This window comes from Janthinobacterium sp. DSP2-3-3, from assembly GCF_049897325.1.
Classification (GTDB): Bacteria; Pseudomonadota; Gammaproteobacteria; order Burkholderiales; family Burkholderiaceae_D; genus Janthinobacterium.
Genome location: NZ_JAFCWA010000001.1, coordinates 318,150 through 338,678, shown reverse-complemented (window position 1 = coordinate 338,678; position 20,529 = coordinate 318,150). Strand labels below are relative to the sequence as shown.

The following is a 20,529-nucleotide window of genomic DNA, read 5'->3' as shown; positions in this document are numbered from 1 at the left end:
CCGGCTACGCCAGCCATCTTTCGAGAAAAGAAGCATGAACAAAATCTTTGAACCCCTGACATTGCGTGGTGTCACCCTGCGCAATCGCTATGCCCTCAGTCCGATGTGCCAGTACACGGCGAAAGACGGCCTGGCCAGTGATTACCACACCATCCACTACGGACGTTTCGCTCTTGGCGGCTTCGGCCTGCTGATGGTCGAGGCGACCGCCGTCTCGCCCGAAGGACGCATCACGCATGGCGACCTGGGCCTGTGGGATGACGCGCACATTGCCGGCCTGGCGCGCATCGCCGCCTTTGCCAAGGCCTATGGTGCCACGCCTGGCATCCAGATAGGCCATGCGGGGCCGAAAGCGAGCATCCAGCGCGCCTTTGAAGGCAACGGCCCCTTGAACGAAATGGACGCGGCGCGCGGTGAGATCCCTTGGGAAGTGGTGTCGCCCAGCGCGCGTCCGGTGGCCGACGGCTGGCTGCTGCCCACAGCCCTCGATGCTAACGGCATCGCCAAGGTCCGTGATGATTTTGTTGCTGCCGCCCGCCGTGCGCTGGAGGCAGGCTTCGATGTACTCGAGCTGCACTATGCGCACGGCTTTCTGCTCAACGCTTTCCTCTCACCGCTGACCAATGATCGCACGGATGAATACGGCGGCAGCTTCGAGAACCGCATCCGCCTGCCTTTGGCAATCGCCCGTGAAGTGCGCGCGGTCTGGCCGCAGGACAAGCCACTGTTCGTGCGCCTGTCGGCGGTCGATGGCAGTAGCAGTGGCTGGACCATTGACGACAGCGTCGCCCTGGCCGAAGCGCTGAAGGCGGTCGGTGTTGACGTCATCGATTGCTCGTCCGGCGGTTTCGGCGTCTATGAATACCCGAACGGCTATGGCTTCCAGGTGCCGTTCGCCGCGCAGATCCGCCGCGAAGCCAATATTGGCACCATGGCCGTCGGCATTATCGTTGATCCGGCGCAGGCCGAAGCCGTCATCGCTTCCGGCCAGGCCGACCTGGTCGCACTGGGCCATGCGGCGCTGCGCGATCCGCACTTCCCCCTGCATGCACAGCAGGCGCTGGGAGCGGCTAACCCGGACGCAGCCTATGCCAACTGGAATGTCCAGGCCGGCTGGTGGCTCGACCACCGTGCCAGCAAGTTGGCACAGTTGGGTGCATGGTCCCCGGCACCGGCTGCTACCGCTTCTACCCGCAAGGATTGAACCCCATGTCGGCCAGGGCGGCCGGTTTTTTAGTATTAACAACCAGGAGTAAAAACATGAGCAAACCGACCTATGTGCAGGACTACCAGGCCATCGTCGAAGTACTGAACAAGTACAACGAAGGCTGCAAGCAAGCCGATAGCAGCATCATGAAACCGGCCTTCAATGAACAGGCAACGATGTTCAGCGTTGATGCCGAAGGCAAGCTGACTGGCGGAGGTATTCAAAATCTGTTCGACGGCATCGACACCGCTTTCCATCCATCGCCTGAAGCTCAGGGGGCAATCGTCAGAGTCGACATCGTCGGCACCGCCGCCAGTGCGCGCATCGACACGAACGATGTTTCTGGTTTCTGCTTTACCGACTTCTTCCACTTGCTGAAAGTTGAAGGCAAGTGGACGGTAGTGAGCAAAATATTCCACACGCACATCGCACCCTGAACTTCCGGTGTGCATTGTTCAGTCCGCGATGAGCATGCATAGCAGATCAGGCCTCCCTTCAAATCTGCTGCCTTCATCAGCAGTTGCAACCGTTATCACGAGTGACTAAATGAAAAAAACCCTCTTCAAGACCTTGTTGTTCGCTGCAATCATTTCTGGCATGGGCGCCACTGCTCAAGCCGCAGACCTGCAAGGCGGCCAGCAAGTTGCCAGTAGCAAGGCCATCAACAAACCCACCTACGTGCAGGACTATCAAGCCATCACGGAGGTACTGAACAAATACATAGACGGCTGCAAACAGGCCAGCAGCACGGTCATGAAGCCAGCCTTCAGTGAAAAAGCCACCATCTTCAGCGTCGATGCCAAGGGCAAGCTGACTGGCGGCTCCATCCAGGAACTGTTTAAGGCTATCGACAACCCGCCATTTCGCCCATCACCTGAAGCGCAAAGCGTGATCGTCAAAATCGATATCGTCGGCACCGCTGCCAGTGCGCGCGTCGACTCCAACGATGTCTCGGGTTTCTCGTTCAGCGACTTTTTCCATCTGCTCAAGGTCGATGGCAAGTGGACCATCGTCAGCAAGATATTTCATACCCACGTCGCGCCCTAAGCGCGGCATTGGTGTTGAACGATGGGCCTGGTAGTAACCGACAAGTCGTTCATGCTGCGTAGCGCTCAAGTAAGAGCCTTTGTTGGAAGAAGCCTTACCGCGTACGCAGCAAGCTTTGTCATTTCGCTTAACGTCACGCCATCGCGTACATGAATCGACATACCTTCCAATAAAGTGTTGAGCACGGCCGCCAGCGATTTGACATCGGTCCTGGCGGGCAACTGGCCGTCCCTGATGCCTTTTTTTAGCCGCTTGCTGAAGTGTGCGATACCTTCTTGCCGCAAGGCTTTCACAGCATCGAAGACCTCGACCGACTCCGCCGACACATTGATGGCGGCCAGCACCACCAGGCAACCGCAGGGTACCTGTGGTGAGAGCAATATCTCGCCAGATTCCTTGAAGAACCGATCAATTGCGCGATGGACGTCCGGCTCATCGGCCATGCGCGCCCACGGCGCATCCCAGTAGGTACGCTCATAAAAATCGACGGCTTCGAGAAATAATTTGGCCTTGTTGCCGAAGGCGGCATACAAACTGGGCGGATTGATGCCCATGGTCGAGCACAACTCGGCCAGCGAGGCCGGTTCGTAGCCACGCCGCCAGAACACATCGAGTGCCCGCACCAGGGCCTCGGCGCGGTCAAAGCCACGCGGCCGGCCCTTGATTCTGGTGGTCGATGGAAGATTTTCAATGCTGGACATCAGGATTACCGCCTCTTTTCAAATCTGCTGCACATAAAACTGCTCGTTGCCGAGTATACCGGCCATCGCCCGGCAACGGCAATGCAAACAGGCCGCCGGGGCGTTCGCCCGGGCGGCCTGGCGTGCCGTGGGGAAGCTTACCAGTCCTGGCGGGTCGGCGAGATGATCAGATCGTTGACGGTCACATTGGCCGGCTGGTCCAGCGCGTAGACTACCGCGCGGCCGATATCTTCCGGCGCAATCGCAATCTTATTGAGTTCTTGCGCCGCCTTGCGGCCCGCCGGATCGGTGACCTTGTCGGCCCACCCCGTGTTGATCACGCCGGGGCTGACAGTGTTGACGCGAATGCCATGCTGGACGCCAAGCTCCTTGTGCATCGATTCCGTCATCGCCTGCACAAAAAATTTCGTGGCGCTGTAGACGCCCGCCGCAGGGCCTACCTGGTGGCCGGCGACCGAATCCATGTTCAGGATCTGTCCGGATTTTTGCGCCAGCATGAATGGCAACACGGCGGCGATCGCGTTCAGATAGCCTTTGACGTTAACATTGATCATCTTTTCCCAGTCGTCGACAGCCAGGTCGGTCCAGTTGGAAAAAAGCATCAGGCCGGCGTTATTGACGAGAATATCGACGGCCCCGAAATGGTCGTGCGCCGATTGCGCCAGGGCCTTCATCTCGGCCGGCTTGGTGACATCGCACACGATGCCGATCGCTTGCCCGCCGGCCGCCGTCAATTCAGCGACGATGGCGTCCAGGCCTACCTGGTCGCGCGCCGCCAGTACGACTTTCGCGCCATGCGCGGCCAGCGCGCGCGCCGATGCCGCACCGATGCCCGACGATGCGCCGGTAATGATGGCAGTTTTGTTGTGAAGATGACTCATGATGTTTCCTTTCGGTTGCATGCCCGGCACCCGCCGGGCACTAAATGGCGATAAATTGCTGGCGAATCAGTTGGCGGCCGTTGGCCAGTCGGTGTAACCCTTGGCGCCGCCGCCGTAGTAGGACTCGCGTGGCGCGATCACCAGCTCGATGCCGGACTGCAGGCGGTGCACCAGGTCGGGATTCGAAATGAACCAGCGCCCGAAGGCAACGGCGTCGATCTTGCCTGCCGCGCGGCGCTGTACCGCCATTTCCAGGTCGTAGTTGTTGTTGCCGATGAATGGGCCTTGGAATTGCGCGCTCAATGCATCGAGGTCGATACCATCCGGCACCTCGCGCGAGGTTGCGGTCGCGCCTTCGACAAAATGCAGATACGCCAGGTTAAAGCGGTTCAGCTCACGGATCAGGTGGCCGTACATGGCCATCACATTGCTGTCCGGCGGCGTGTTGCCTGCATCGGGCGTGACCGGCGACAAGCGGATGCCGACACGCTCGCTACCCCATATCTCGACGATTGCAGCCGTCACTTCCAGCGTCAGGCGCGCGCGGTTTTCGATGCAACCGCCATAGGCGTCAGTCCGGTGGTTGGTGGAGTCGCGAAGGAACTGATCCAGTAGATAGCTGTTCGCCGAATGCACCTCGACGCCATCGAAGCCGGCACGTTTTGCGTTGCGCGCGGCAATCCTGTACTGCTCGATGATGCCCGGGATCTCGGAGGTGTCCAGCGCGCGCGGCATCGATACCGGCACGAAACCCTCGGCGGTGTAGGTGTTGCCTTCAGCCTGGATGGCTGATGGAGCCACGGGAGAGGCGCCATCAGGCTGCAGAGCAACGTTTGAAAAGCGGCCCACGTGCCATAACTGGCTGACGATCTTGCCGCCGGCCGCATGCACGGCATCGGTGACCTTTTTCCAGCCTGCCACCTGCGCGTCGCTCCAGATACCGGGCGTGGCGGCATAGCCGCGTCCCTGCGGCGAGATATTGGTTGCCTCGGCCACGATCAGGCCGGCGCTAGCGCGCTGGGCATAGTACAGCGCATGCATTTCTTCGGGGATGCCTTCCTCGCTATAGCGGCTGCGCGTGACTGGCGCCATCACGATACGGTTGGCAAGTTCGATGGCGCCCATGTTGACGGGCGAAAATAAATCGGTACGGCTGGCGTTATCTTTCATGTGTTTTCCTTGTCTCGACCAGTTAAGGTCGCTGAGCAGTGGCCCGCTTGCGCTGGCCTTCGGTGATAGTGGGTGCCCCGGCAATCCCGCAGGCACAGCTGAATCGAATCGATTGACACGATCTGTAGCAATCACTATATAATACACTTATTCCGTAGCGATTGCTACAGATCTATGCCGGCACATGCCCTGGCAGCGCCGGCCATTCATCCATCACTAAGGAGTAATCCATGTCCCAACCAAGCTATGTGCAGGAATACAGCGCCATCGTCGATGTGCTCAATCAGTACAACGAAGGTGGTAAACAGGCCAACAGCAGCATCATGAAGCCCGCGTTCAGCGAGCAGGCCACCATCTTCGGCGTCACTGCAGACGATCAATTGACGGGCGGTGCCATCCAGGGCTTGTTCGATACCATCGACACGGCATTTCGTCCGTCGCCAGAGGCGCGGGCAGTGATTGCACGCATCGACATCGTCGGCTCGGCCGCCAGCGCCCGCATCGATACCAATGATATTTCCGGCTTCTGCTTTACCGACTTCTTCAACCTGCTGAAAGTGGCAGGCAAGTGGACCGTGGTGAGCAAGATCTATCACACGCATGTCGCACCCTGAATCATCTTTTCTATTGACTAACAAGGAACCATCATGAACAACAATATCAAGGCAGTAGCCACCAGCCAATACGCTGCCGTCATCGCTGTTGCACAACAATATGTCGACGGCTTGCGCGCGGGCAGTATCGAAGGCGTTGCACAAGCCTTCCACCAGGATGCCGTGATGTACGGCTTTACCAATGGCGAACTGCTGGGCGGCCCGATCAGCAAGCTGTTCGATTTCGTCAAGACCAATGGCAGGGCGCCGGACATCACTACACGCCTCGACGTGCTGGCCATCACGCCAACTACCGCCGTGGTGCGCGTGGATATGGAAAAAGACGCCATCGGGGCTGACTACAACGACTACCTGACCCTGATCAAACTGCCCGAAGGATGGAAAGTCATCGCCAAGGTCTACCACCAGTTCGCAGCCTGAACATTTACCTGAGACAGGAGGCCATCATGGCAACAGTCGAATATTGCGCCCTGGTCGAGCATGCGGCAGACGATGTCTGGCGTGTGCTAAAACAATTTGGCCAGATCAGTACCTGGCACCCGGCCATCACGCTCAGTCGCATCGAAGGCGATCTGCCGGATGGCATGGTCGGTTGCATGCGCCACCTGACGCTGGAGAACGGTGCCATCCTGCGCGAAAGACTGCTGTCGGTTGATGACAGCGAGCGCAGGCTGTCGTACCGCTTCGAAGAATCGCCACTGCCGGTGGACAACTATGTCGCGACCATCCGCCTGACGCCAGTGAGCGACCAGGCGACGACGCTGATCGCCTGGAAAGCCACCTTCGATCTGCGCGAGCCGGATCCGCAGCAGCAGCAAACGGCGGCGATACATGCGTTGATCGTTGGCGGGCATCAGAGCTTACAGTCCTATCTGGCAAGGCTCGAACTTAGCTGACGCCAGGACGGCTTGCGGCGCTGACGCGTCCGCAAGCTTTTTTCGTCTCAAGGGCGGGCCATTCCCGCCAAGGAATGTTGCGGTAGTAAAGCCTCTTTTTCCCAGCGCGCGATGACCAGCGGCGCGACGGCATTGCCGAGTACATTGAGGGTCGTCGTGCCACTGTCGATAATCCTGAAAATCCCGGCGATCAGGGCCACGCCTTCCAGCGGCAGTCCGGCCGAGGCTAGCGTGGCGGACAAAATGATGATGGCAAAGCCCGGCACGCCAGCTGCCCCTTTCGACGTCAGCACCATGGTGATCACCAGCATTGCTTGTTGTGTCACCGACAGGTCGATGCCATATAGTTGCGCGATAAAGATGGTCGCCACGCCGAGGAAAATCGCCGCGCCGTCCAGGTTGAAAGCGTAGCCGACCGGCACCACGAAGCTGACGATGCGCCGTGGCACGCCATAGGCTTCCAGTTTTTCCATCAGCTGTGGCATCACGGCGGCGGAGGCCGCGCTGGAAAAGGCCAGTAGCAATTCATCCCTGAAATAGCGTATCAACTTGAAGATGTTTTCGCCGATCAGGTAACAGATGCCGCCCAGCACCACCAGCGCGAACAGCAGCAGCGCCAGGTAAACCACGCCGATCAGCTTTAACAGCGGCAACAGCGACGCGAAGCCGAAACTGCAGACGGTGGCCCCTATCATGCCGAATACGCCGATTGGCGCGTAGGCCATGACGATGCGCACCACCTTGAACATGGTGTCGAGTATGCCTTGCAGCACTGCCACCACCGGTGCGCTCCTGGCCTGCGGCAGGGAATTGAGGGACAGGCCGAACAGCACAGCAAAGAACAGGATGGATAGCAATTTGCCTTCCGCCAGCGCGACGAAAATATTCTCCGGGACGATGTTCTGAAGGATCACCAGCGCGCCTTTGGGCGGCTCCATCTTCATCGTCGTGGCGCCATGGACCATGGAGGAAATATCGGTACCCGTGCCAGGCTGGAACAGGTTGGCCAGCAGCAGACCGACGACGATGGCCAGGCTGGTGATGGCGAAAAAGTAGCCGATTGACTTCATGCCCATGCGGCCGAACGATTTGTTGTCGCCGCCGGCAATGCCAAGCACCATGCAGCAGAACACCAGCGGCACCACCACCATCTTCATCATCTTGATAAAGATATCGCCCAAAGGCTTGAGCACTTGCGAGCTCATCCAGTCCTGGTGCAAGGGATGCGTGTTGAAATACCAGCCGACCAGTATGCCCAGCGCCAGTCCGATGGCGATTTGTACAACCAAAGAAATCCGTTTCATGCCTGTCCCCGTTTTATTGTATGGCAATTGGACACGGGGCGAGACCCGTGCCACCGGTATTACTTGGCGAACAGCTGGTCGATGTTCTGGAAAGCCTTGAACTCCAGGGCGTTACCGCACGGATCAAACAGGAACATGGTGGCCTGCTCACCCACCTGGCCCTTGAAACGGATGTACGGTTCGATGACGAACTTGGTGCCGAAGGTTTTCAGGCGCTCAGCCAATGCCTCCCAGTCACTCCAACTGAGCACGACACCGAAGTGCGGCACCGGCACGTCATGTCCATCGACGGGGTTCGAATGCACGTGTTCCTGGGAGGCTGTCTTGGGGTGTTCATGGATCACCAGTTGATGGCCAAAGAAGTTGTAGTCGACCCATTGCACGCTTGAACGTCCTTCTTCAAGGCCAAAAACATCGCTGTAAAAACGGCGTGCCGCCGGCAAGTCATAGACCGGAATAGCAAGGTGAAAAGGTGAAAGACTCATGCGGAAATCTCCTATTAGTGTTTGATGTATGGCGTGGTTCGGCAATATTTGAGAAAGTCAATGACGCCACTCAAGTATTGTAGAATCTTGCAATGAAAAAAATAATCAATATATTTTTTCCATAAACACAAATAGGATTGATGAATGATACGAGAACTCAAAACCCTGGTGTCGGTCGCGCGCGAGGGCACGTTTGCGGCTGCCGGCGACAAGATCGGCTTGACGCAAGCGGCGGTCAGCGCACAGATGCAGCGTCTGCAGGCGGAACTGGGCTTATCCTTGTTCGACCGCGCGGGGCGCTCCGCTCGGCTCAACAAGATGGGGCATCAGATACTGGAGCAGACCCAGGAGTTGTTACGCCTGTACGACAACCTGGGCTCCGCAAGCGCCGGTGCGCCGGCCGCCAAAGTGACCATGGGCGCGATCGCGTCAGTACAGCGTTCCTTCCTGCCGGACGCCTTGGCCGCGCTGCACCAGCGATTGCCCGATTGCCGCACGCGCGTTTTACCTGGCTTGTCAATGGAGTTGTTGAATATGGTAGACGCGGGCGAGATCGACATGGCGGTCATCATTCGCCCACCTTTCTCACTGCAGAGCGACTTGCGCTGGACCACGCTGGCGCGCGAACCGTTCCGTTTGATCGTGCCACGCGACGTGCCCGGTGATGACTGGGTGGAGTTATTGTCGCAGCAGCCTTTTGTTCGTTATGACCGTGCCTCGTTCGGCGGGCGCCAAGTCGATCGTTTCCTGCGGAAAATGCATCTGCCTTTGCGCGAAGTGTGTGAAGTGGACGAACTCGATGCGATCATCAAGCTCGTGGCCAATCGCGTTGGCGTTGCCTTGCTGCCACAAACTGCTGCCCATCGGCGTTGGCCGGCTGCAATTCGCGTCATCGATCTCGGGGCACACACCTTCCATCGGGATATTGGATTGGTACACCGCGCTCAGGCGAGCCTCAGCGCTCCTGCGCGCATGCTGGTGGATCTGATGGTAAAACTTGTCTGAGCGATCAGCCTCGACTGCAATTAAGATAATTCAGATCAGTTCCTCGGCTTGCTCCTTGCGGGGAATAGCTTCAACAACCATCGGCAGCAAGCCAGATTTTTGACGGTGGCTGATGGGAACACAGACCTCATGACGATTATTCTTGAAGTGCGCAATCAGTCGGAGCATTCGGCAGACGTCAATCCGTAGCCTGGAGTGCAGACCTATATGAGGCTTGCTCGCAACAAGGCCATTCACGCGTATATTGAAATAAGTTTATGACAAGATGCTTGATCTAGCGGCTATTCAAGAGGCTATGAGACGAAAAGTACTGGATGAAAATCCTGAGTTTTTGATACCAATGAGGGGCGATTCAAGTTTCTCTTCTGACGTAACAGCGGGCCGATGGTAACATCGGCTTGAAACCCCTGTAGCAGATGAAAGCAAGCATGAAACAAGCAAGCATGGCATGGCTGCTGGCAGTGGCGCTGCTGATGCCGGCGCTGGCCGCGGCGACAAGTCTGCGCATCGTTGGCGAGCACTTGTCGCCATCGAGCATGATGGAAGGCAACGTCGTCGTGGGACGCGAAACCAGGAAGGTGCGCGAGATTATGGCGCGCGCCGGAATTGCCTACAGTATCGAATTGCTGCCATGGAAGCGCGCGTATGCGCAGGCGCTGCGCGAAGCCGACACCTGCATCTTTTCCACCAGCCGCACGCAAGAGCGCGAAGCACAATTTCGCTGGATCGGCCCGCTCAACGAAGCGGAGTGGATATTGTATGGCCTGGCCGAGCGGCATCTGACGCTGCGCACGCTAGCCGATGCGCGCGGCTTGGTGATCGGCACGGTGCTGGGCGACGCGCGCGACGACTACCTGCGCCAGCGCGGCCTGAGCGTGGCGCCCGTGACGCAGGAGTGGCTCAATCCGCAAAAACTGCTGCTCGGGCGCATCGATCTATGGGCCGTGGGCATGGCGGTGGGCAGCAAGCCGTTTGCCGGCAAGGAGTGGGAGGGCAAAGTGGTGCCGCTGCTGACCTTCAATCGCGTGCAGACTTACCTGGCCTGTAACCTCAAGGTGCCCGAGGCGCAGGTGGCGGCCATGCAGCGCGCGGCAGCCGCCATGCGCCGTGACGGCAGCATGGCGCGCGAACAGCTGCGCTGATTCAATGCATTGATTCAGCTTTCCAGCCACTGGCGCACACAGTTGCGTCCTTCGCGCTTGGCCTGGTACAGGGCCTGGTCGGCATGGCTGTAGGCCGTCTCGAAGGCGGTGCCGGCGCGGTTCCAGCTCAGGCCCACGCTGACGGTGATGGGGCGCGTGATGGGCGCCGCATGGCGCTGGCGGCCGACGCTCTCGCAGATGCGCTGCGCCACCGTCGCCGCGTCGTCGCGCGAGGAGGTGGGCCAGACCACGGAAAACTCTTCACCGCCGACCCGGCCGATGGCCGTTTCTTGTCCCAGCAGTCCCTTCAGGCAGTCGACCACGGCCTGGATCACGCCGTCGCCGGCCGGGTGGCCGAAATCGTCGTTGACTTGCTTGAACAGATCGATGTCGAGCACAATCAGGGCCATGTCGCCCTGCGCCAGGCAGCGCGAGGCATGGTCGATCACGGCGCCGCGGTTCAGGGCACCCGTCAGCGGATCGTGCGTGGCGCGGTACTCGAGCTGGCCGGCCAGGGTTTGCAGTTGGCGATTCAGCAAATGCATGTCGCGCTCGGCGCGGTCGCTGCGGCCGATCAGGCGCCGCGTCTCGCGCATCAGCCGTTCGTAGTGAACGATCAGTTCACCGAACACGCGGCGCTGCGCCTCGCCGCTGGCCTGGACGTCGGCGTGCATGCGGCGCGCGGCAGCCAGCGCCGCCGCTTCCACGGTGAACAGGTCGGGTTCGAGGCTGGACTCGGAGATGGCGGCGCGCATGCCTTAGCTGCCCTGCACCGGATGGTCGCGGAAATCGAGCGCGATAAAGTCCTGCTGCAGCTCCTGGCCGAATTCCAGGATGGTGTCGTCATCCTCGTCGTGATACCAGTTCAGGCGCACCTGGTTGCCTTCCACGGCCGCCTGGTTCAGGGTGTCGAACAGGGTAAACAGCATTTTCGTGCTGGAGCTGTTGAAGTAGGCCAGCGAGACGTTGACGGTGATGGCGCTCTCGCGGCAGCCGTCCAGGTACGTGCGCACGGCGGCGATCAGCGGGCCATAGAAGGCGGCCGCGTTTTCCGGATACGATTCGCCCTTGATCGACAGGGTGTGCTGCTCGAAACGGAAGTCGATTTCGGGCGAACTGGGGGTCGCGGCGATGAACAGTGGTGACGGTAATTGCATATGCTTTCCTGAGTCGGCTCTTTCAAATGATGGCTTTGATGCAGAAGATGGTATGGCCCGGCTCCTGGGGATCCTGGACGAATTCGAATTCCAGCGGCTCGCTGGCGTCGCGCGCCATGGTGAGGAAACCCAGGCCAGCGCCCTTGCTGTCGGCCGGCGTTTCCTCGCGTAGTGCCTTTTTATAGGCGAGGCGGATTTCTTCCATCGTCATGCTATGCAGCGGCTCCAGGCGGGCGCGGATCTGCGCCACGTTGTCGGTCGAGACAGGGTTGGCGCACAGCAGGAAAAAGCTGTCGCCGCGCGTGCCGATGCAAAACGAGCCGCGCCGCATTTGCTGGTCCAGCTGCGCATCGGGCGTCAGGCTGTCGGCGGAATAATGCATGATGTTTTGCGACATCTCGATGAACGAGGAAAAGATGCGCCGTCGCGTGGGCCCCGCTGCGCCGGCCGTGTCGAGGCGCGCCTTGATGGTTTCGGAAATGGCGCTCACCACGTGCTGCGAGAAATAGCCCACGTAAAAAAAGATGATGTTGCGCTTGCGCGCCACATCCCAAAACTCGTTGAATTCTTCGTACAGCACGTTCGTGCTCCTGGCTAGCCGGTGACCCGGTTTCTTGTTGATAAGGTGGCTCGATGGCGCCAAAACTACACGCGGAAACAGAAAAAGGTCAGGTCGTCGCGGCGCGGCTGCGCTCCCTGCCAGGCGGCGCTGTCCTGCAGCAGCGCCGCCGCCACGTCGCCGGCGGGAGAGTCGCGCTGCGCCAGCAACTGCTCGCGCATGCGTCGCTTGCCATAGGCAATGTCGCGCGCGCCACCGATCTGGTCGAGCAAGCCGTCGGTGCTGATGAATAACAGGCTGCCGGCGGGGATGGCTAGCGTCTCGTTGTGCCAGCAGTAGTCGGCCGGCGTATCGACATAGCCCACGCCCATGCGCGCGCCATCGATGGCGCGCACGGCTTCTTCTCCCGGTGCGACCACGTGCAGCGCCAGTTTCGCGCCTGCGAAACGCAGGCTGGCGCTGGCCTCGTCATGGCACAGGAAGGCGCAATCCATGCCGTCGTTCGAACCCGCGTGGCCGTTGCCGCTGCCGGCGCCGTCCTGGCCCAGCAAGGTCTTGATGGCGCGGCTGACGGCGCCGATCAGGGCGGCCGGGTCGCGCGGCCCCAGTTCGCGCAAGGCCTGGCTCAGGGCCGATGAGGCGATCAAGGTCATGAAGGCGCCCGGTACGCCGTGGCCCGTGCAATCGGCAATGGCGGCGAACCAGCCGCCTGCGTGGCGCTCGAAGAAGTAAAAATCGCCGCCGACCACGTCGCGCGGCTGCCACTCCAGGTGGGCGTCGGGCAGGGTGGCGCGCAGTTCCGCATCGGAGGTGCGCAGCAGGGCGCGCTGGATCACGCTGGCGTAGTCGATGCTGTGCATGATTTGCCGGTTCTTTTCCGCCTGCATGGTGGCCACCACGTTCATCAACTGCAAGCCGAAGCCCACGCCGGCCAGCGCGCCATCCTCGGTGATGATGAAGCCGTCGGCCAGCGCCTTTTCGCCCGCTTCCACGGCGCGGAAGGTGAGGTCCTCGATGCTCATGGCACCGTCGACGATCAGCGGTTCCTTGTCCATGAAGGCGATGCAGCTCTTCTTGCCGTACACCTCGTGATAAAAGGGCTTGGACATCTGCGACATGAAGATGTTGCGGCTGATCAAGCCGATGGGCTTTTGCCGCTCCGTGACGGGCAAACTCATCATGTCGCGCCGTTCCGTGAACAGTTCCAGCACGGCGAAATTGCTGGCGTCGGCCTGCACAGATTCCGTGGGTATGCACAGATCAAACGCCACGGAGGTGCGATAACGGGGAAGATGCAATCGAGAAGCGTTGAACTCCACAGCGGTTACCTTTACATGACGATCGGACCCTTGTTGTCGCGACGGCAAGGCGACTGACAAACAGGCAATATCATCATGGTAGCCTTGGAATATGACGGCTTGATTACCAGCTTGTCAAAACCGTATGCAACATGGCTGCATGGCAAGCCGTTGCCGGGCTTACAGGCGTCGGGCCAGTGCCTGGGCCTGTGCCAGCCAGCGCGTGCGTTGCGCTTCGGTAGAATCGAGGATGGGGCCGAAGCTGGCCACTTTGACGGGCTTGACGCCGCAAAATTCCAGCGTCGTCTTGCGCAGCTGGTGGATGCCGGGCATGTGGTAGACCCAGCGGAAATACCAGGGCGGCGTGTCCATCGTCACCAGCAGTTGCGCCGTGCGGCCCTTCAGCAGCTGGGCCGGGAAAGCCTTGCCAGGACGGTACTTGAAGGCAAAGCCGGGCAGGAAGACGCGGTCGACAAAGCCTTTCAGCAGGGCCGGCGCGCCGCCCCACCAGATGGGGTAGGCGAACACCAGATGTTCGGCCCAGCTGATGGCATCCTGTGCCGCCAGCAAGTCCGCTTCCAGCGGCTGCACCTGGCGGTAGCCTTCGTGCAGGATGGGGTCGAAGTCCAGCTGGCCCAGGCGCAGTTCGCGCACGCTGTGGCCTGCGCTGCGGGCCGTGGCGGCGTAGGCCTCGGCCAGGGCGGCGCAGAAACTGTCGCTGGACGGGTGGCCGAGGATGATTAAAATGCGCTTGGGTATCGTCTTGGTCATGATGCAGGCTTTCCAGTAAAGAACAGCTTGCATGCTAAAGCTTGTCCCTAGTGGCAGAGTCAAGCGGCCGTTTGAAGGCGCTGGTGCGCCAGGCAGTCGCGGATTTCCGTGTCGATGTCGGCCAATTGCGCGTCGAGCTGGCGCAGGCGGGCAATATCCTGCTGCACTTGCGCGCGCTTGGCGGCGATATGCCGGGACAGGGCGGCCCAGTCGGTGTCGTCGCCGGCCAGGATGGGTAGCAGTTCGGCCAGGCGGAAACCCAGGGCCTGCGCCTGGCGTATCAGTTTGACTTGCGCCAGGTCTCGCTGCGTGTAGACGCGGTAGGCGCCGGAACGGCGCACGTCGCCCAGCAAGCCCAGCGTTTCATAGTGACGCAAGGCCTTGGGCGAGGTGCCCGCCAGGCGGGCGATTTCTCCGATGTACATGGGTGATCCTTTCTCAAGCTTGAGCGAATCTTACCCCAAGGCACTGGCGCCCAGGCGGCCCAAGCGCCCTCAGGCGCGGCGTGGCGGAATTTTCTTCGCCGTGCACTCGGCGCAGGTGCCGTACAGCGACAGCGCGTGCTCGTGCAGCACGAAGCCTCGCTCGGTGGCGATTTCATTCTGGCGCAGTTCGATGCCTTCGTCGACGAATTCATCGACCTTGCCGCAACCCGTGCAAACCAGGTGATCGTGGTGCTGGCCTTCATTCAGTTCGAAGACGGCGTGGCCCGATTCGAAATGCCGGCGAAACAGAATGCCCGCTTCGGCAAATTGCATCAGCACGCGGTAGATGGTGGCCAGACCCACGTCGATTTTTTCAGCCAGCAAGAGTTTGTAGACATCGTCCGCACTCAGGTGCTTGATCGTGCCTTCTTGAAACAGCTGCAGAATCCGCAAGCGGGGGATGGTCACTTTCAAGCCCGATTCACGCAGTTCCCTCAATATATCCATGTCTCCCATTCCTTTTATGATCGCCTGAGCGTGCGCTTAAGCGTGAGCCTGCATTATATCGCAAATGATAATCATTACTATTCTCATGTGCGTGCTGGACATATTATGCTGCGCGGGCAGGCGGCGATCCAGTGCCATTGGCGCAAGTGGCGATTGCGTGACGGGCAACTTGTGCCAGGGTTATCGTTGAAGATGGAAAGCTGCGCTCAAATCGCTACACTGTGCGGCACGTGATAACAATGAACAATGAACAATGAACAAAGGAAGGGGGCATGGACCGATTTGATGCGATGCGCCTGTTTACGCGCATCGCCGAGTTACGCAGTTTCACGCAGGCGGCGCATGACCTTGGCTATCCGAAGGCGACCGTCACGCATGCGATCAAGCAGCTCGAAGCGCGGCTGTGCTGATCGAATTGGAAATCGGCATGGGCGACCGTCTCGTCGACCTGGTGCGCGAGGGCGTCGATTGCGTGCTGCGCGTGGGTGAATTGAGCGACTCGTCCATGGTGGCGCGTCGGCTGGCGCTGCTGGAACAAATGACGTGCGCCAGCCCCGCCTACCTGGCCGCGCACGGCACGCCGGAGAATCTGGTGCAGCTCGATGGCCACCGCGCCGTGAATTTCTTTTCCGCCCAGACGGGCAAGGTCTGGCCCTTCGATTTCAGGCTGGACGGCCAGCGACACAGCGTGGCCGTGCCGGGCATGGTGTCCGTCAATAACGCCGACGCGTATCACGCCTGCTGCCGCGCAGGCCTGGGCTTGATCCAGGCGCCCCGTTATCACCTGGAGCGGGCGCTGGCCACCGGCGAGCTGGTGGAAGTGTTGGGGGCCATGCGTCCCGACCCCTTGCCCGTGTCCGTGCTGTATCCCCATCACCGTCAATTGTCGCCGCGCGTGCGCGTGTTTGCCGACTGGGTCGCCAGCCTGTTTAAAGGCGTGCATTGACGCGCTGCGGTATTTTCTTGACCTGGGAAAAGAAAAAAATCCCTCTAGTGATGCCATCTAGCACTATTTGATGTGGATCAAAGTTTTTGTTGCACTGCACTCATAGACTTCGCAGCGTTACTTAACGACAGAGGAAAACATAATGAAAACGTCCGCAACTGCAGCAGCAATCGTTTTGGCCGCCATCGGCGCATTTGCCGGTAATGCAATGGCTCAGGAAAGCCCATGGCTGGTGCGCGCGCGCGCCGTGCACATCGACCCGGCCAACAAATCTGCTCCTGTGACTGGCCTCGCCGCAGCTGACCAGATTCATGTCAGCAGCAAGACGATTCCTGAAATCGATATTTCGTACTTCTTCACCCCGAATATCGCTGCCGAGCTGATCCTGACGTATCCGCAAAAGCATGACGTCACCTTGTCGGGCACGAAGATCGGTACCTTCAAGCATTTGCCGCCGACCCTGTCGCTGCAATACCACTTCATGCCTGAAAAACAGTTCAGCCCTTACGTGGGTGCAGGCGTGAATTACACGAATATTTCGGACGTGAAATTGCTGAACGGCGCTGGCCGCCTGGAACATGACAGCTGGGGCTACTCGCTGCAAGCTGGCGTCGACTACAAGCTGGATAAAAACTGGTCCTTGAACTTCGACATCAAGAAAGTGCAGATCCGCAGCGACGTGCTGGCCGGTGGCGCCAAGATCAGCGAAGTCAAGGTTGACCCTATCCTGATCGGCGTAGGCGTCGGCTATCGCTTCTAAGCATGGCATGACAGCGCCCGCGTGGCGCGCAGCATAAAAAAGACGGCCGGGTTTGCACCTGGCCGTCTTTTTGCATTGCCTGCGCCGGTTTATTTTTTCAGCGTCTTTTCCAGCGCCAGCTGGTAGTCCGTCTTTTCGTAGCCGGCCAGGTATTTGTTCGTCGCGTCGAGGAAGGCGCGCGAGCGGTAGGCCGCTTCCAGGTCTTTTACCCATGGCTTGGCCTTGTCGGCCGTGCGGATGGCCACCAGGTTGATGTAGCTGTCCGAGATCTTTTCCACGCTCAGGGCTGACGTCAGCTTCATGCCGGCGGCCAGGGCGAAGTTACCGTTCACGAAAGCGTAGTCGGCGTCCGCCAGCGAGCGTGGCAGCTGCGCCGCTTCCAGCGGCACCAGTTTCAGCTTTTTCGGGTTTTCCAGCACATCGCGTTCGGAAGCGCGCAGCGGATCGACGTTCGGTTTCAGCTTGATCCAGCCCATCTTGGCCAGCATGACCAGCGCGCGCGCCTGGTTGGTCGGGTCGTTCGGCATGGTGATGGTGGCGCCGTTCTTCACTTCGGCCAGGGATTTTTGCTTGCCGCCGTACAGACCGATCGGCATGGTCGGCACGGTGATCAATGGGCTCAATGGCAGCTTGTTATCGGTGGCGAACTTGGTCAGGTAGACGATGTGCTGGAACACGTTGGCATCCAGCGAACCTTCGGCCAGCGCGTAGTTCGGCTGCACGTAGTCGTTGAATTCGACGATCTTGACCTTGTAGCCCTGTTTTTCCAGGATAGGCTTGATGCCCAGCTTCAGCTGGTCCGAATACGGGCCGGAGCTGGTGCCGATGACGAGTTCTTTCGGGTCCTTGGCGTGGGCTGCTGTGGCGAAGGCCAGGCTGGTGGCGGCCAGGAGCAGGGTGCGGCGAATGTGGTTCATGTAGGTCCTTGTTTCTGAATATGAATTAACGTTTGTCGAGACGCTTGGCGACGCGCGTGCCGGCGAACTGGATGGTTTGCACCAGCACGATCAGGATAGCCACGGTGACGACCATGATGTCCGTCTCGAAGCGGTAGTAGCCGTAGCGGATGGCCAGGTCGCCAATGCCGCCGCCGCCCACCACGCCGGCCACGGCCGAATACGAGAGGAAGCTGATCGACAGCACGGTCAGCGCCAGCACCAGGCCGGAGCGCGCTTCGACCAGCAGCACGCGGAAAATGATCTGCATTTCCGACGCGCCCATGGCGTGCGCCGCCTCGATCACGCCGCGCGGCACTTCGCGCAGGTTCTGTTCCACCAGGCGCGCGAGGTAGGGAATGGCGGCGAACGACAGCGGCACGGCAGCTGCCAGCGGGCCAATCGAGGTGCCCGCGATGATGCGCGTAAACGGCGTCAGGGCGACCAGCAAAATGATGAAGGGGAAGCTGCGCACGGTATTTACCAGCCAGCCCAAAATCGTCGACAGCGGACGGTTTTCCAGCGACTGGCCTTCCGAGACGAGGAATAGCACAATGCCCAGCGGGCCGCCGATCAAGATGGCGGCGGTCAATCCTATGCCCAGCATGGTCATGGTCTGGCCCAGCGCCACCCAGATTTCCGGCAGCAGCTTGATGACGTTATTGATCGATTCTTCAAACATGTGTTGCATCCTTCCATGCGGTGGCTTCAAACGCCTCGGTGCCGTAATAAGCCAGCTCGCGTCCCAGCGCTGTCTTGCGCGGGGTGGCCGTGTCGCTCAAATCGAATTGTTCGGCGATGGCGCCGTTTTCCACGACGGCCACGCGGTTGCAGATGGCGCCCAGCACCGACAGCTCATGGCTGACGATGACGATGGTCACTTTCAAGCGCGCATTGATGTCGCGCAAAGTGTCGAGCAGGGCGCGCGTGGTTTCCGCGTCCAGTGCGGACGTCGGCTCGTCGCACAGCAGCACGTCGGGATGGCTGGCCAGGGCGCGCGCAATCGCCACGCGCTGTTTCTGCCCGCCGGACAATTGCGCCGGATAGCTGTGCAACTTGTCGGACAAACCCACGAGCGCCAGGCATTCCTCGACGCGGGCGGCGATTTGCTCGCCCTTGGTCGTGCCATGGATTTTCAAGGGGAAGGCGACGTTGTCGAAGACGCTGGCGTTTTGCAGCAGATTGAATTGCTGGAAAATCATGCCGATGTTCTGGCGCGCGTCGCGCAATTCGCTCTTGCCAAGGCGTGTCAATTCGCGCCCGGCCACAGTAATGGTGCCGCTGTCGGGACGCTCGAGCAGGTTAATCAGGCGCAGCAAGGTGGATTTGCCGGCCCCGCTCTTGCCGATCAGGCCGAAAATATCACCGGGATAGACTTCCAGCGTGACCGATTTGACCGCGTGGAATTGTTCGCCCTTGGGCAGCGCGAAGGTCTTGTTCGCGCCATCGATGCGAATCACCGGCGTACGGTGTGGTGTGGTCATGCAGTGTTTCCTTTTTCATTGGACCGTGACAGGCTTGCTTGCAGGAGCCAAATCGCCCAGCCTGTTACGTCGGTTGCGTAGTATACCTCCGATCGTGTTATTACTCCTACGACAGAATCTTGCTTTGAATATGCAAATAATGTCTATGCGTCTGTTTTCAAGTTGAAAAAGCGGGAAAGTCGCGTTCTCGCCGAATTTAATCGCGTGGATCGGCGTGACGGAGCCGCATCTCGGTGAAAAGTTCGACGCGCCCTGCGCAGGCGTCACGGTATTTTTATGTGAGGTTTGGCTGGCGTGCCGTTTTTTTGACGTGGGCAGCGCCGTTTACTGCCTGCCATTGCCCTCTTCGCGGGCAGATTCTGCTCCGCAGGCGGCTGGGCCTTCGGGACGCCGCAACAGGTAGGTGAGGACGGCGATTTCCATGGTGCCCACCATGGCGATGACCCACCACGGCGGATGGCCCAGGCACATGGCGACAAAGCCGATGGCCATGCCCAGGCAAGCCATGGCCTTGCCGCGCCGCGAGACGGCACGGTGTTCGCGCCACTGGCGCAGCGGCGGACCGAAGCGGGGATGCTGCAGCAGCCAGTGCTCGAGGCGCGGCGACGCGCGGCTGAAGCAGGCCAGGGCGAGGATCAGGAAAATCGTCGTCGGCATGACGGGCAGCATGGCGCCGATGATACCCAGCAGCACCATCAGGGCGCCGGCGGCGGTCCAGGCCCAGCGGCGCAGACGCACGCCGTGCGCTTCGCGCAGGGAGGCCTGGGCGTGCGGCTCCTGCATCAGGTGAAGGCGCCGGCTGTCAGGTCCAGGCTGCGGGACGGGGCGGTGGTGGTGGTGTATGCGTTCACTGTGCTCGTATTGTGGCGGGTGGCCGTCATGGTTTTTCTGCTCTGTTTTCGGCTCTATTATGGATGAATCAAGGCGACGCTGCATGCGTGCCAGGGCCGTGATGATAACAATCCAAAAGAATAATAACAAGAATCATTCTCATTTGATGCAATATCTGAGCACCTGGATAACGCTGGATATTTTTGACAATGCAGACAATAATCGGCAGTAGAAGGCGCTGTCACGTTCAGTATCGCCCTTATTATCGATTTTATCGATGCTAACTAGGCATATTTTGCGTTTTACATCGATCTTCATGCCATGCATAATCCATTGCAACTGAAGCCGGACAATCAGCCGCATGCGCCGTTCGCTTGCAGCTGCTTGCGGTTTTGACATCCTCC

At 59.8% G+C, this 20,529-nt stretch carries 26 protein-coding genes and 1 pseudogene; 10 read left to right on the top strand and 17 right to left on the bottom strand.

Going from position 1 to position 20,529, the window contains the following annotated elements:
• Positions 1-34 precede the first annotated feature (34 nt).
• The 3 genes from ACP7DE_RS01675 to ACP7DE_RS01665 all read left to right on the top strand — a co-directional run bounded on the left by ACP7DE_RS01675 (position 35) and on the right by ACP7DE_RS01665 (position 2,254).
• On the top strand, positions 35-1,204 hold the full coding sequence (locus ACP7DE_RS01675; protein WP_426070460.1) for an NADH:flavin oxidoreductase/NADH oxidase: 1,170 nt from the start codon (positions 35-37) through the stop codon (positions 1,202-1,204).
• Positions 1,205-1,260: 56 nt separating this feature from the next.
• Positions 1,261-1,644 (top strand): nuclear transport factor 2 family protein, encoded by a 384-nt coding sequence (locus ACP7DE_RS01670; protein ID WP_426070459.1) that lies wholly within the window; start codon positions 1,261-1,263, stop codon positions 1,642-1,644.
• A 109-nt stretch (positions 1,645-1,753) separates the two neighbouring features.
• Positions 1,754-2,254, top strand: a complete 501-nt coding sequence (locus ACP7DE_RS01665; RefSeq protein WP_426070458.1) for a nuclear transport factor 2 family protein — start codon at positions 1,754-1,756, stop codon at positions 2,252-2,254.
• 65 nt (positions 2,255-2,319) lie between these two features.
• On the opposite strand, the gene ACP7DE_RS01660 is transcribed toward ACP7DE_RS01665, so the two are convergent.
• The 3 genes from ACP7DE_RS01660 to ACP7DE_RS01650 form a co-directional block, all read right to left on the bottom strand.
• Positions 2,320-2,955 (bottom strand): TetR/AcrR family transcriptional regulator, encoded by a 636-nt coding sequence (locus ACP7DE_RS01660; protein WP_426070457.1) that lies wholly within the window; start codon positions 2,953-2,955, stop codon positions 2,320-2,322.
• A gap of 137 nt (positions 2,956-3,092) precedes the next feature.
• Positions 3,093-3,836, bottom strand: a complete 744-nt coding sequence (locus ACP7DE_RS01655; protein WP_426070456.1) for an SDR family oxidoreductase — start codon at positions 3,834-3,836, stop codon at positions 3,093-3,095.
• Positions 3,837-3,902: 66 nt separating this feature from the next.
• Positions 3,903-5,006 carry an alkene reductase gene (locus ACP7DE_RS01650; protein WP_426070455.1) on the bottom strand — a complete coding sequence of 368 codons (1,104 nt, stop codon included), beginning with the start codon at positions 5,004-5,006 and terminating at the stop codon, positions 3,903-3,905.
• A gap of 230 nt (positions 5,007-5,236) precedes the next feature.
• Between ACP7DE_RS01650 and ACP7DE_RS01645 the strand changes: the two genes are divergently transcribed.
• The 3 genes from ACP7DE_RS01645 to ACP7DE_RS01635 are packed head-to-tail and all read left to right on the top strand — an operon-like array spanning position 5,237 to position 6,516.
• On the top strand, positions 5,237-5,620 hold the full coding sequence (locus ACP7DE_RS01645; RefSeq protein WP_426070454.1) for a nuclear transport factor 2 family protein: 384 nt from the start codon (positions 5,237-5,239) through the stop codon (positions 5,618-5,620).
• 33 nt (positions 5,621-5,653) lie between these two features.
• Entirely contained in the window at positions 5,654-6,040 is a 387-nt protein-coding gene (locus ACP7DE_RS01640) for a nuclear transport factor 2 family protein (RefSeq protein WP_426070453.1), read from the top strand.
• A 26-nt stretch (positions 6,041-6,066) separates the two neighbouring features.
• On the top strand, positions 6,067-6,516 hold the full coding sequence (locus tag ACP7DE_RS01635) for an SRPBCC family protein (protein ID WP_426070452.1): 450 nt from the start codon (positions 6,067-6,069) through the stop codon (positions 6,514-6,516).
• Between the two features lie 47 nt (positions 6,517-6,563).
• Here ACP7DE_RS01635 and ACP7DE_RS01630 read toward each other — a convergent pair whose 3' ends face one another.
• Together ACP7DE_RS01630 and ACP7DE_RS01625 are read right to left on the bottom strand one after the other, a co-directional pair.
• On the bottom strand, positions 6,564-7,820 hold the full coding sequence (locus ACP7DE_RS01630; RefSeq protein WP_426070451.1) for a cation:dicarboxylate symporter family transporter: 1,257 nt from the start codon (positions 7,818-7,820) through the stop codon (positions 6,564-6,566).
• Between the two features lie 59 nt (positions 7,821-7,879).
• Positions 7,880-8,305, bottom strand: a complete 426-nt coding sequence (locus ACP7DE_RS01625) for a VOC family protein (protein WP_426070450.1) — start codon at positions 8,303-8,305, stop codon at positions 7,880-7,882.
• A 144-nt stretch (positions 8,306-8,449) separates the two neighbouring features.
• On the opposite strand from ACP7DE_RS01625, the gene ACP7DE_RS01620 reads away from it, so the two are divergent.
• Positions 8,450-9,310, top strand: a complete 861-nt coding sequence (locus ACP7DE_RS01620; RefSeq protein WP_426070449.1) for a LysR family transcriptional regulator — start codon at positions 8,450-8,452, stop codon at positions 9,308-9,310.
• A gap of 428 nt (positions 9,311-9,738) precedes the next feature.
• Positions 9,739-10,452, top strand: coding sequence for a substrate-binding periplasmic protein (locus ACP7DE_RS01615; protein WP_426070448.1), 714 nt, complete (start codon positions 9,739-9,741; stop codon positions 10,450-10,452).
• A 14-nt stretch (positions 10,453-10,466) separates the two neighbouring features.
• On the opposite strand, the gene ACP7DE_RS01610 is transcribed toward ACP7DE_RS01615, so the two are convergent.
• The 7 genes from ACP7DE_RS01610 to fur form a co-directional block, all read right to left on the bottom strand.
• Positions 10,467-11,207, bottom strand: coding sequence for a GGDEF domain-containing protein (locus tag ACP7DE_RS01610; RefSeq protein WP_426070447.1), 741 nt, complete (start codon positions 11,205-11,207; stop codon positions 10,467-10,469).
• A 3-nt stretch (positions 11,208-11,210) separates the two neighbouring features.
• Positions 11,211-11,609, bottom strand: coding sequence for a DUF1987 domain-containing protein (locus tag ACP7DE_RS01605; protein WP_426070446.1), 399 nt, complete (start codon positions 11,607-11,609; stop codon positions 11,211-11,213).
• A gap of 22 nt (positions 11,610-11,631) precedes the next feature.
• Positions 11,632-12,189, bottom strand: a complete 558-nt coding sequence (locus tag ACP7DE_RS01600) for a SiaB family protein kinase (RefSeq protein ID WP_426070445.1) — start codon at positions 12,187-12,189, stop codon at positions 11,632-11,634.
• Between the two features lie 65 nt (positions 12,190-12,254).
• Entirely contained in the window at positions 12,255-13,466 is a 1,212-nt protein-coding gene (locus ACP7DE_RS01595; protein WP_426070444.1) for a SpoIIE family protein phosphatase, read from the bottom strand.
• Between the two features lie 180 nt (positions 13,467-13,646).
• On the bottom strand, positions 13,647-14,237 hold the full coding sequence (locus ACP7DE_RS01590; protein WP_426070443.1) for an NAD(P)H-dependent oxidoreductase: 591 nt from the start codon (positions 14,235-14,237) through the stop codon (positions 13,647-13,649).
• Positions 14,238-14,296: 59 nt separating this feature from the next.
• Complete coding sequence (locus tag ACP7DE_RS01585) at positions 14,297-14,662, bottom strand: MerR family transcriptional regulator (protein ID WP_426070442.1); 366 nt, start codon at positions 14,660-14,662, stop codon at positions 14,297-14,299.
• Positions 14,663-14,731: 69 nt separating this feature from the next.
• The gene (gene fur, locus ACP7DE_RS01580) at positions 14,732-15,169 is read right to left on the bottom strand and encodes a ferric iron uptake transcriptional regulator (RefSeq protein ID WP_426070441.1); all 438 of its coding nucleotides are present in this window, start codon (positions 15,167-15,169) and stop codon (positions 14,732-14,734) included.
• Between the two features lie 272 nt (positions 15,170-15,441).
• On the opposite strand from fur, the pseudogene ACP7DE_RS01575 reads away from it, so the two are divergent.
• Both ACP7DE_RS01575 and ACP7DE_RS01570 read left to right on the top strand, forming a co-directional pair.
• A pseudogene (locus ACP7DE_RS01575) lies at positions 15,442-16,115 on the top strand (LysR family transcriptional regulator).
• A gap of 142 nt (positions 16,116-16,257) precedes the next feature.
• On the top strand, positions 16,258-16,875 hold the full coding sequence (locus tag ACP7DE_RS01570) for an OmpW/AlkL family protein (RefSeq protein ID WP_426070440.1): 618 nt from the start codon (positions 16,258-16,260) through the stop codon (positions 16,873-16,875).
• An 89-nt stretch (positions 16,876-16,964) separates the two neighbouring features.
• Here the strand turns inward: ACP7DE_RS01570 and ACP7DE_RS01565 are convergent, their stop codons facing one another.
• The 5 genes from ACP7DE_RS01565 to ACP7DE_RS01545 all read right to left on the bottom strand — a co-directional run bounded on the left by ACP7DE_RS01565 (position 16,965) and on the right by ACP7DE_RS01545 (position 20,524).
• Complete coding sequence (locus tag ACP7DE_RS01565; protein ID WP_426070439.1) at positions 16,965-17,792, bottom strand: MetQ/NlpA family ABC transporter substrate-binding protein; 828 nt, start codon at positions 17,790-17,792, stop codon at positions 16,965-16,967.
• Between the two features lie 25 nt (positions 17,793-17,817).
• A complete protein-coding gene (locus ACP7DE_RS01560; RefSeq protein WP_426070438.1) occupies positions 17,818-18,492 on the bottom strand; it encodes a methionine ABC transporter permease in 675 nt (224 codons plus the stop codon).
• A complete protein-coding gene (locus tag ACP7DE_RS01555; RefSeq protein ID WP_426070437.1) occupies positions 18,485-19,294 on the bottom strand; it encodes a methionine ABC transporter ATP-binding protein in 810 nt (269 codons plus the stop codon). The genes ACP7DE_RS01560 and ACP7DE_RS01555 overlap by 8 nt, the downstream gene beginning before the upstream one ends.
• A 324-nt stretch (positions 19,295-19,618) precedes the next feature.
• Positions 19,619-20,077, bottom strand: coding sequence for a YbaN family protein (locus ACP7DE_RS01550; protein WP_426070436.1), 459 nt, complete (start codon positions 20,075-20,077; stop codon positions 19,619-19,621).
• Between the two features lie 207 nt (positions 20,078-20,284).
• A complete protein-coding gene (locus ACP7DE_RS01545; RefSeq protein ID WP_426070435.1) occupies positions 20,285-20,524 on the bottom strand; it encodes a hypothetical protein in 240 nt (79 codons plus the stop codon).
• Between the last annotated feature and the right edge of the window lie 5 nt (positions 20,525-20,529).

What these genes read in the sequence shown, in the direction of transcription:
- ACP7DE_RS01675 (WP_426070460.1), top strand. Translation starts at nt 35, where the DNA reads ATGAACAAAATCTTTGAACCCCTGACATTGCGTGGTGTCACCCTGCGC.
- ACP7DE_RS01670 (WP_426070459.1), top strand. Translation starts at nt 1,261, where the DNA reads ATGAGCAAACCGACCTATGTGCAGGACTACCAGGCCATCGTCGAAGTA.
- ACP7DE_RS01665 (WP_426070458.1), top strand. Translation starts at nt 1,754, where the DNA reads ATGAAAAAAACCCTCTTCAAGACCTTGTTGTTCGCTGCAATCATTTCT.
- ACP7DE_RS01660 (WP_426070457.1), bottom strand. Translation starts at nt 2,955, where the DNA reads ATGTCCAGCATTGAAAATCTTCCATCGACCACCAGAATCAAGGGCCGG.
- ACP7DE_RS01655 (WP_426070456.1), bottom strand. Translation starts at nt 3,836, where the DNA reads ATGAGTCATCTTCACAACAAAACTGCCATCATTACCGGCGCATCGTCG.
- ACP7DE_RS01650 (WP_426070455.1), bottom strand. Translation starts at nt 5,006, where the DNA reads ATGAAAGATAACGCCAGCCGTACCGATTTATTTTCGCCCGTCAACATG.
- ACP7DE_RS01645 (WP_426070454.1), top strand. Translation starts at nt 5,237, where the DNA reads ATGTCCCAACCAAGCTATGTGCAGGAATACAGCGCCATCGTCGATGTG.
- ACP7DE_RS01640 (WP_426070453.1), top strand. Translation starts at nt 5,654, where the DNA reads ATGAACAACAATATCAAGGCAGTAGCCACCAGCCAATACGCTGCCGTC.
- ACP7DE_RS01635 (WP_426070452.1), top strand. Translation starts at nt 6,067, where the DNA reads ATGGCAACAGTCGAATATTGCGCCCTGGTCGAGCATGCGGCAGACGAT.
- ACP7DE_RS01630 (WP_426070451.1), bottom strand. Translation starts at nt 7,820, where the DNA reads ATGAAACGGATTTCTTTGGTTGTACAAATCGCCATCGGACTGGCGCTG.
- ACP7DE_RS01625 (WP_426070450.1), bottom strand. Translation starts at nt 8,305, where the DNA reads ATGAGTCTTTCACCTTTTCACCTTGCTATTCCGGTCTATGACTTGCCG.
- ACP7DE_RS01620 (WP_426070449.1), top strand. Translation starts at nt 8,450, where the DNA reads ATGATACGAGAACTCAAAACCCTGGTGTCGGTCGCGCGCGAGGGCACG.
- ACP7DE_RS01615 (WP_426070448.1), top strand. Translation starts at nt 9,739, where the DNA reads ATGAAACAAGCAAGCATGGCATGGCTGCTGGCAGTGGCGCTGCTGATG.
- ACP7DE_RS01610 (WP_426070447.1), bottom strand. Translation starts at nt 11,207, where the DNA reads ATGCGCGCCGCCATCTCCGAGTCCAGCCTCGAACCCGACCTGTTCACC.
- ACP7DE_RS01605 (WP_426070446.1), bottom strand. Translation starts at nt 11,609, where the DNA reads ATGCAATTACCGTCACCACTGTTCATCGCCGCGACCCCCAGTTCGCCC.
- ACP7DE_RS01590 (WP_426070443.1), bottom strand. Translation starts at nt 14,237, where the DNA reads ATGACCAAGACGATACCCAAGCGCATTTTAATCATCCTCGGCCACCCG.
- ACP7DE_RS01585 (WP_426070442.1), bottom strand. Translation starts at nt 14,662, where the DNA reads ATGTACATCGGAGAAATCGCCCGCCTGGCGGGCACCTCGCCCAAGGCC.
- fur (WP_426070441.1), bottom strand. Translation starts at nt 15,169, where the DNA reads ATGGATATATTGAGGGAACTGCGTGAATCGGGCTTGAAAGTGACCATC.
- ACP7DE_RS01570 (WP_426070440.1), top strand. Translation starts at nt 16,258, where the DNA reads ATGAAAACGTCCGCAACTGCAGCAGCAATCGTTTTGGCCGCCATCGGC.
- ACP7DE_RS01565 (WP_426070439.1), bottom strand. Translation starts at nt 17,792, where the DNA reads ATGAACCACATTCGCCGCACCCTGCTCCTGGCCGCCACCAGCCTGGCC.
- ACP7DE_RS01560 (WP_426070438.1), bottom strand. Translation starts at nt 18,492, where the DNA reads ATGTTTGAAGAATCGATCAATAACGTCATCAAGCTGCTGCCGGAAATC.
- ACP7DE_RS01555 (WP_426070437.1), bottom strand. Translation starts at nt 19,294, where the DNA reads ATGACCACACCACACCGTACGCCGGTGATTCGCATCGATGGCGCGAAC.
- ACP7DE_RS01550 (WP_426070436.1), bottom strand. Translation starts at nt 20,077, where the DNA reads ATGCAGGAGCCGCACGCCCAGGCCTCCCTGCGCGAAGCGCACGGCGTG.
- ACP7DE_RS01545 (WP_426070435.1), bottom strand. Translation starts at nt 20,524, where the DNA reads ATGTCAAAACCGCAAGCAGCTGCAAGCGAACGGCGCATGCGGCTGATT.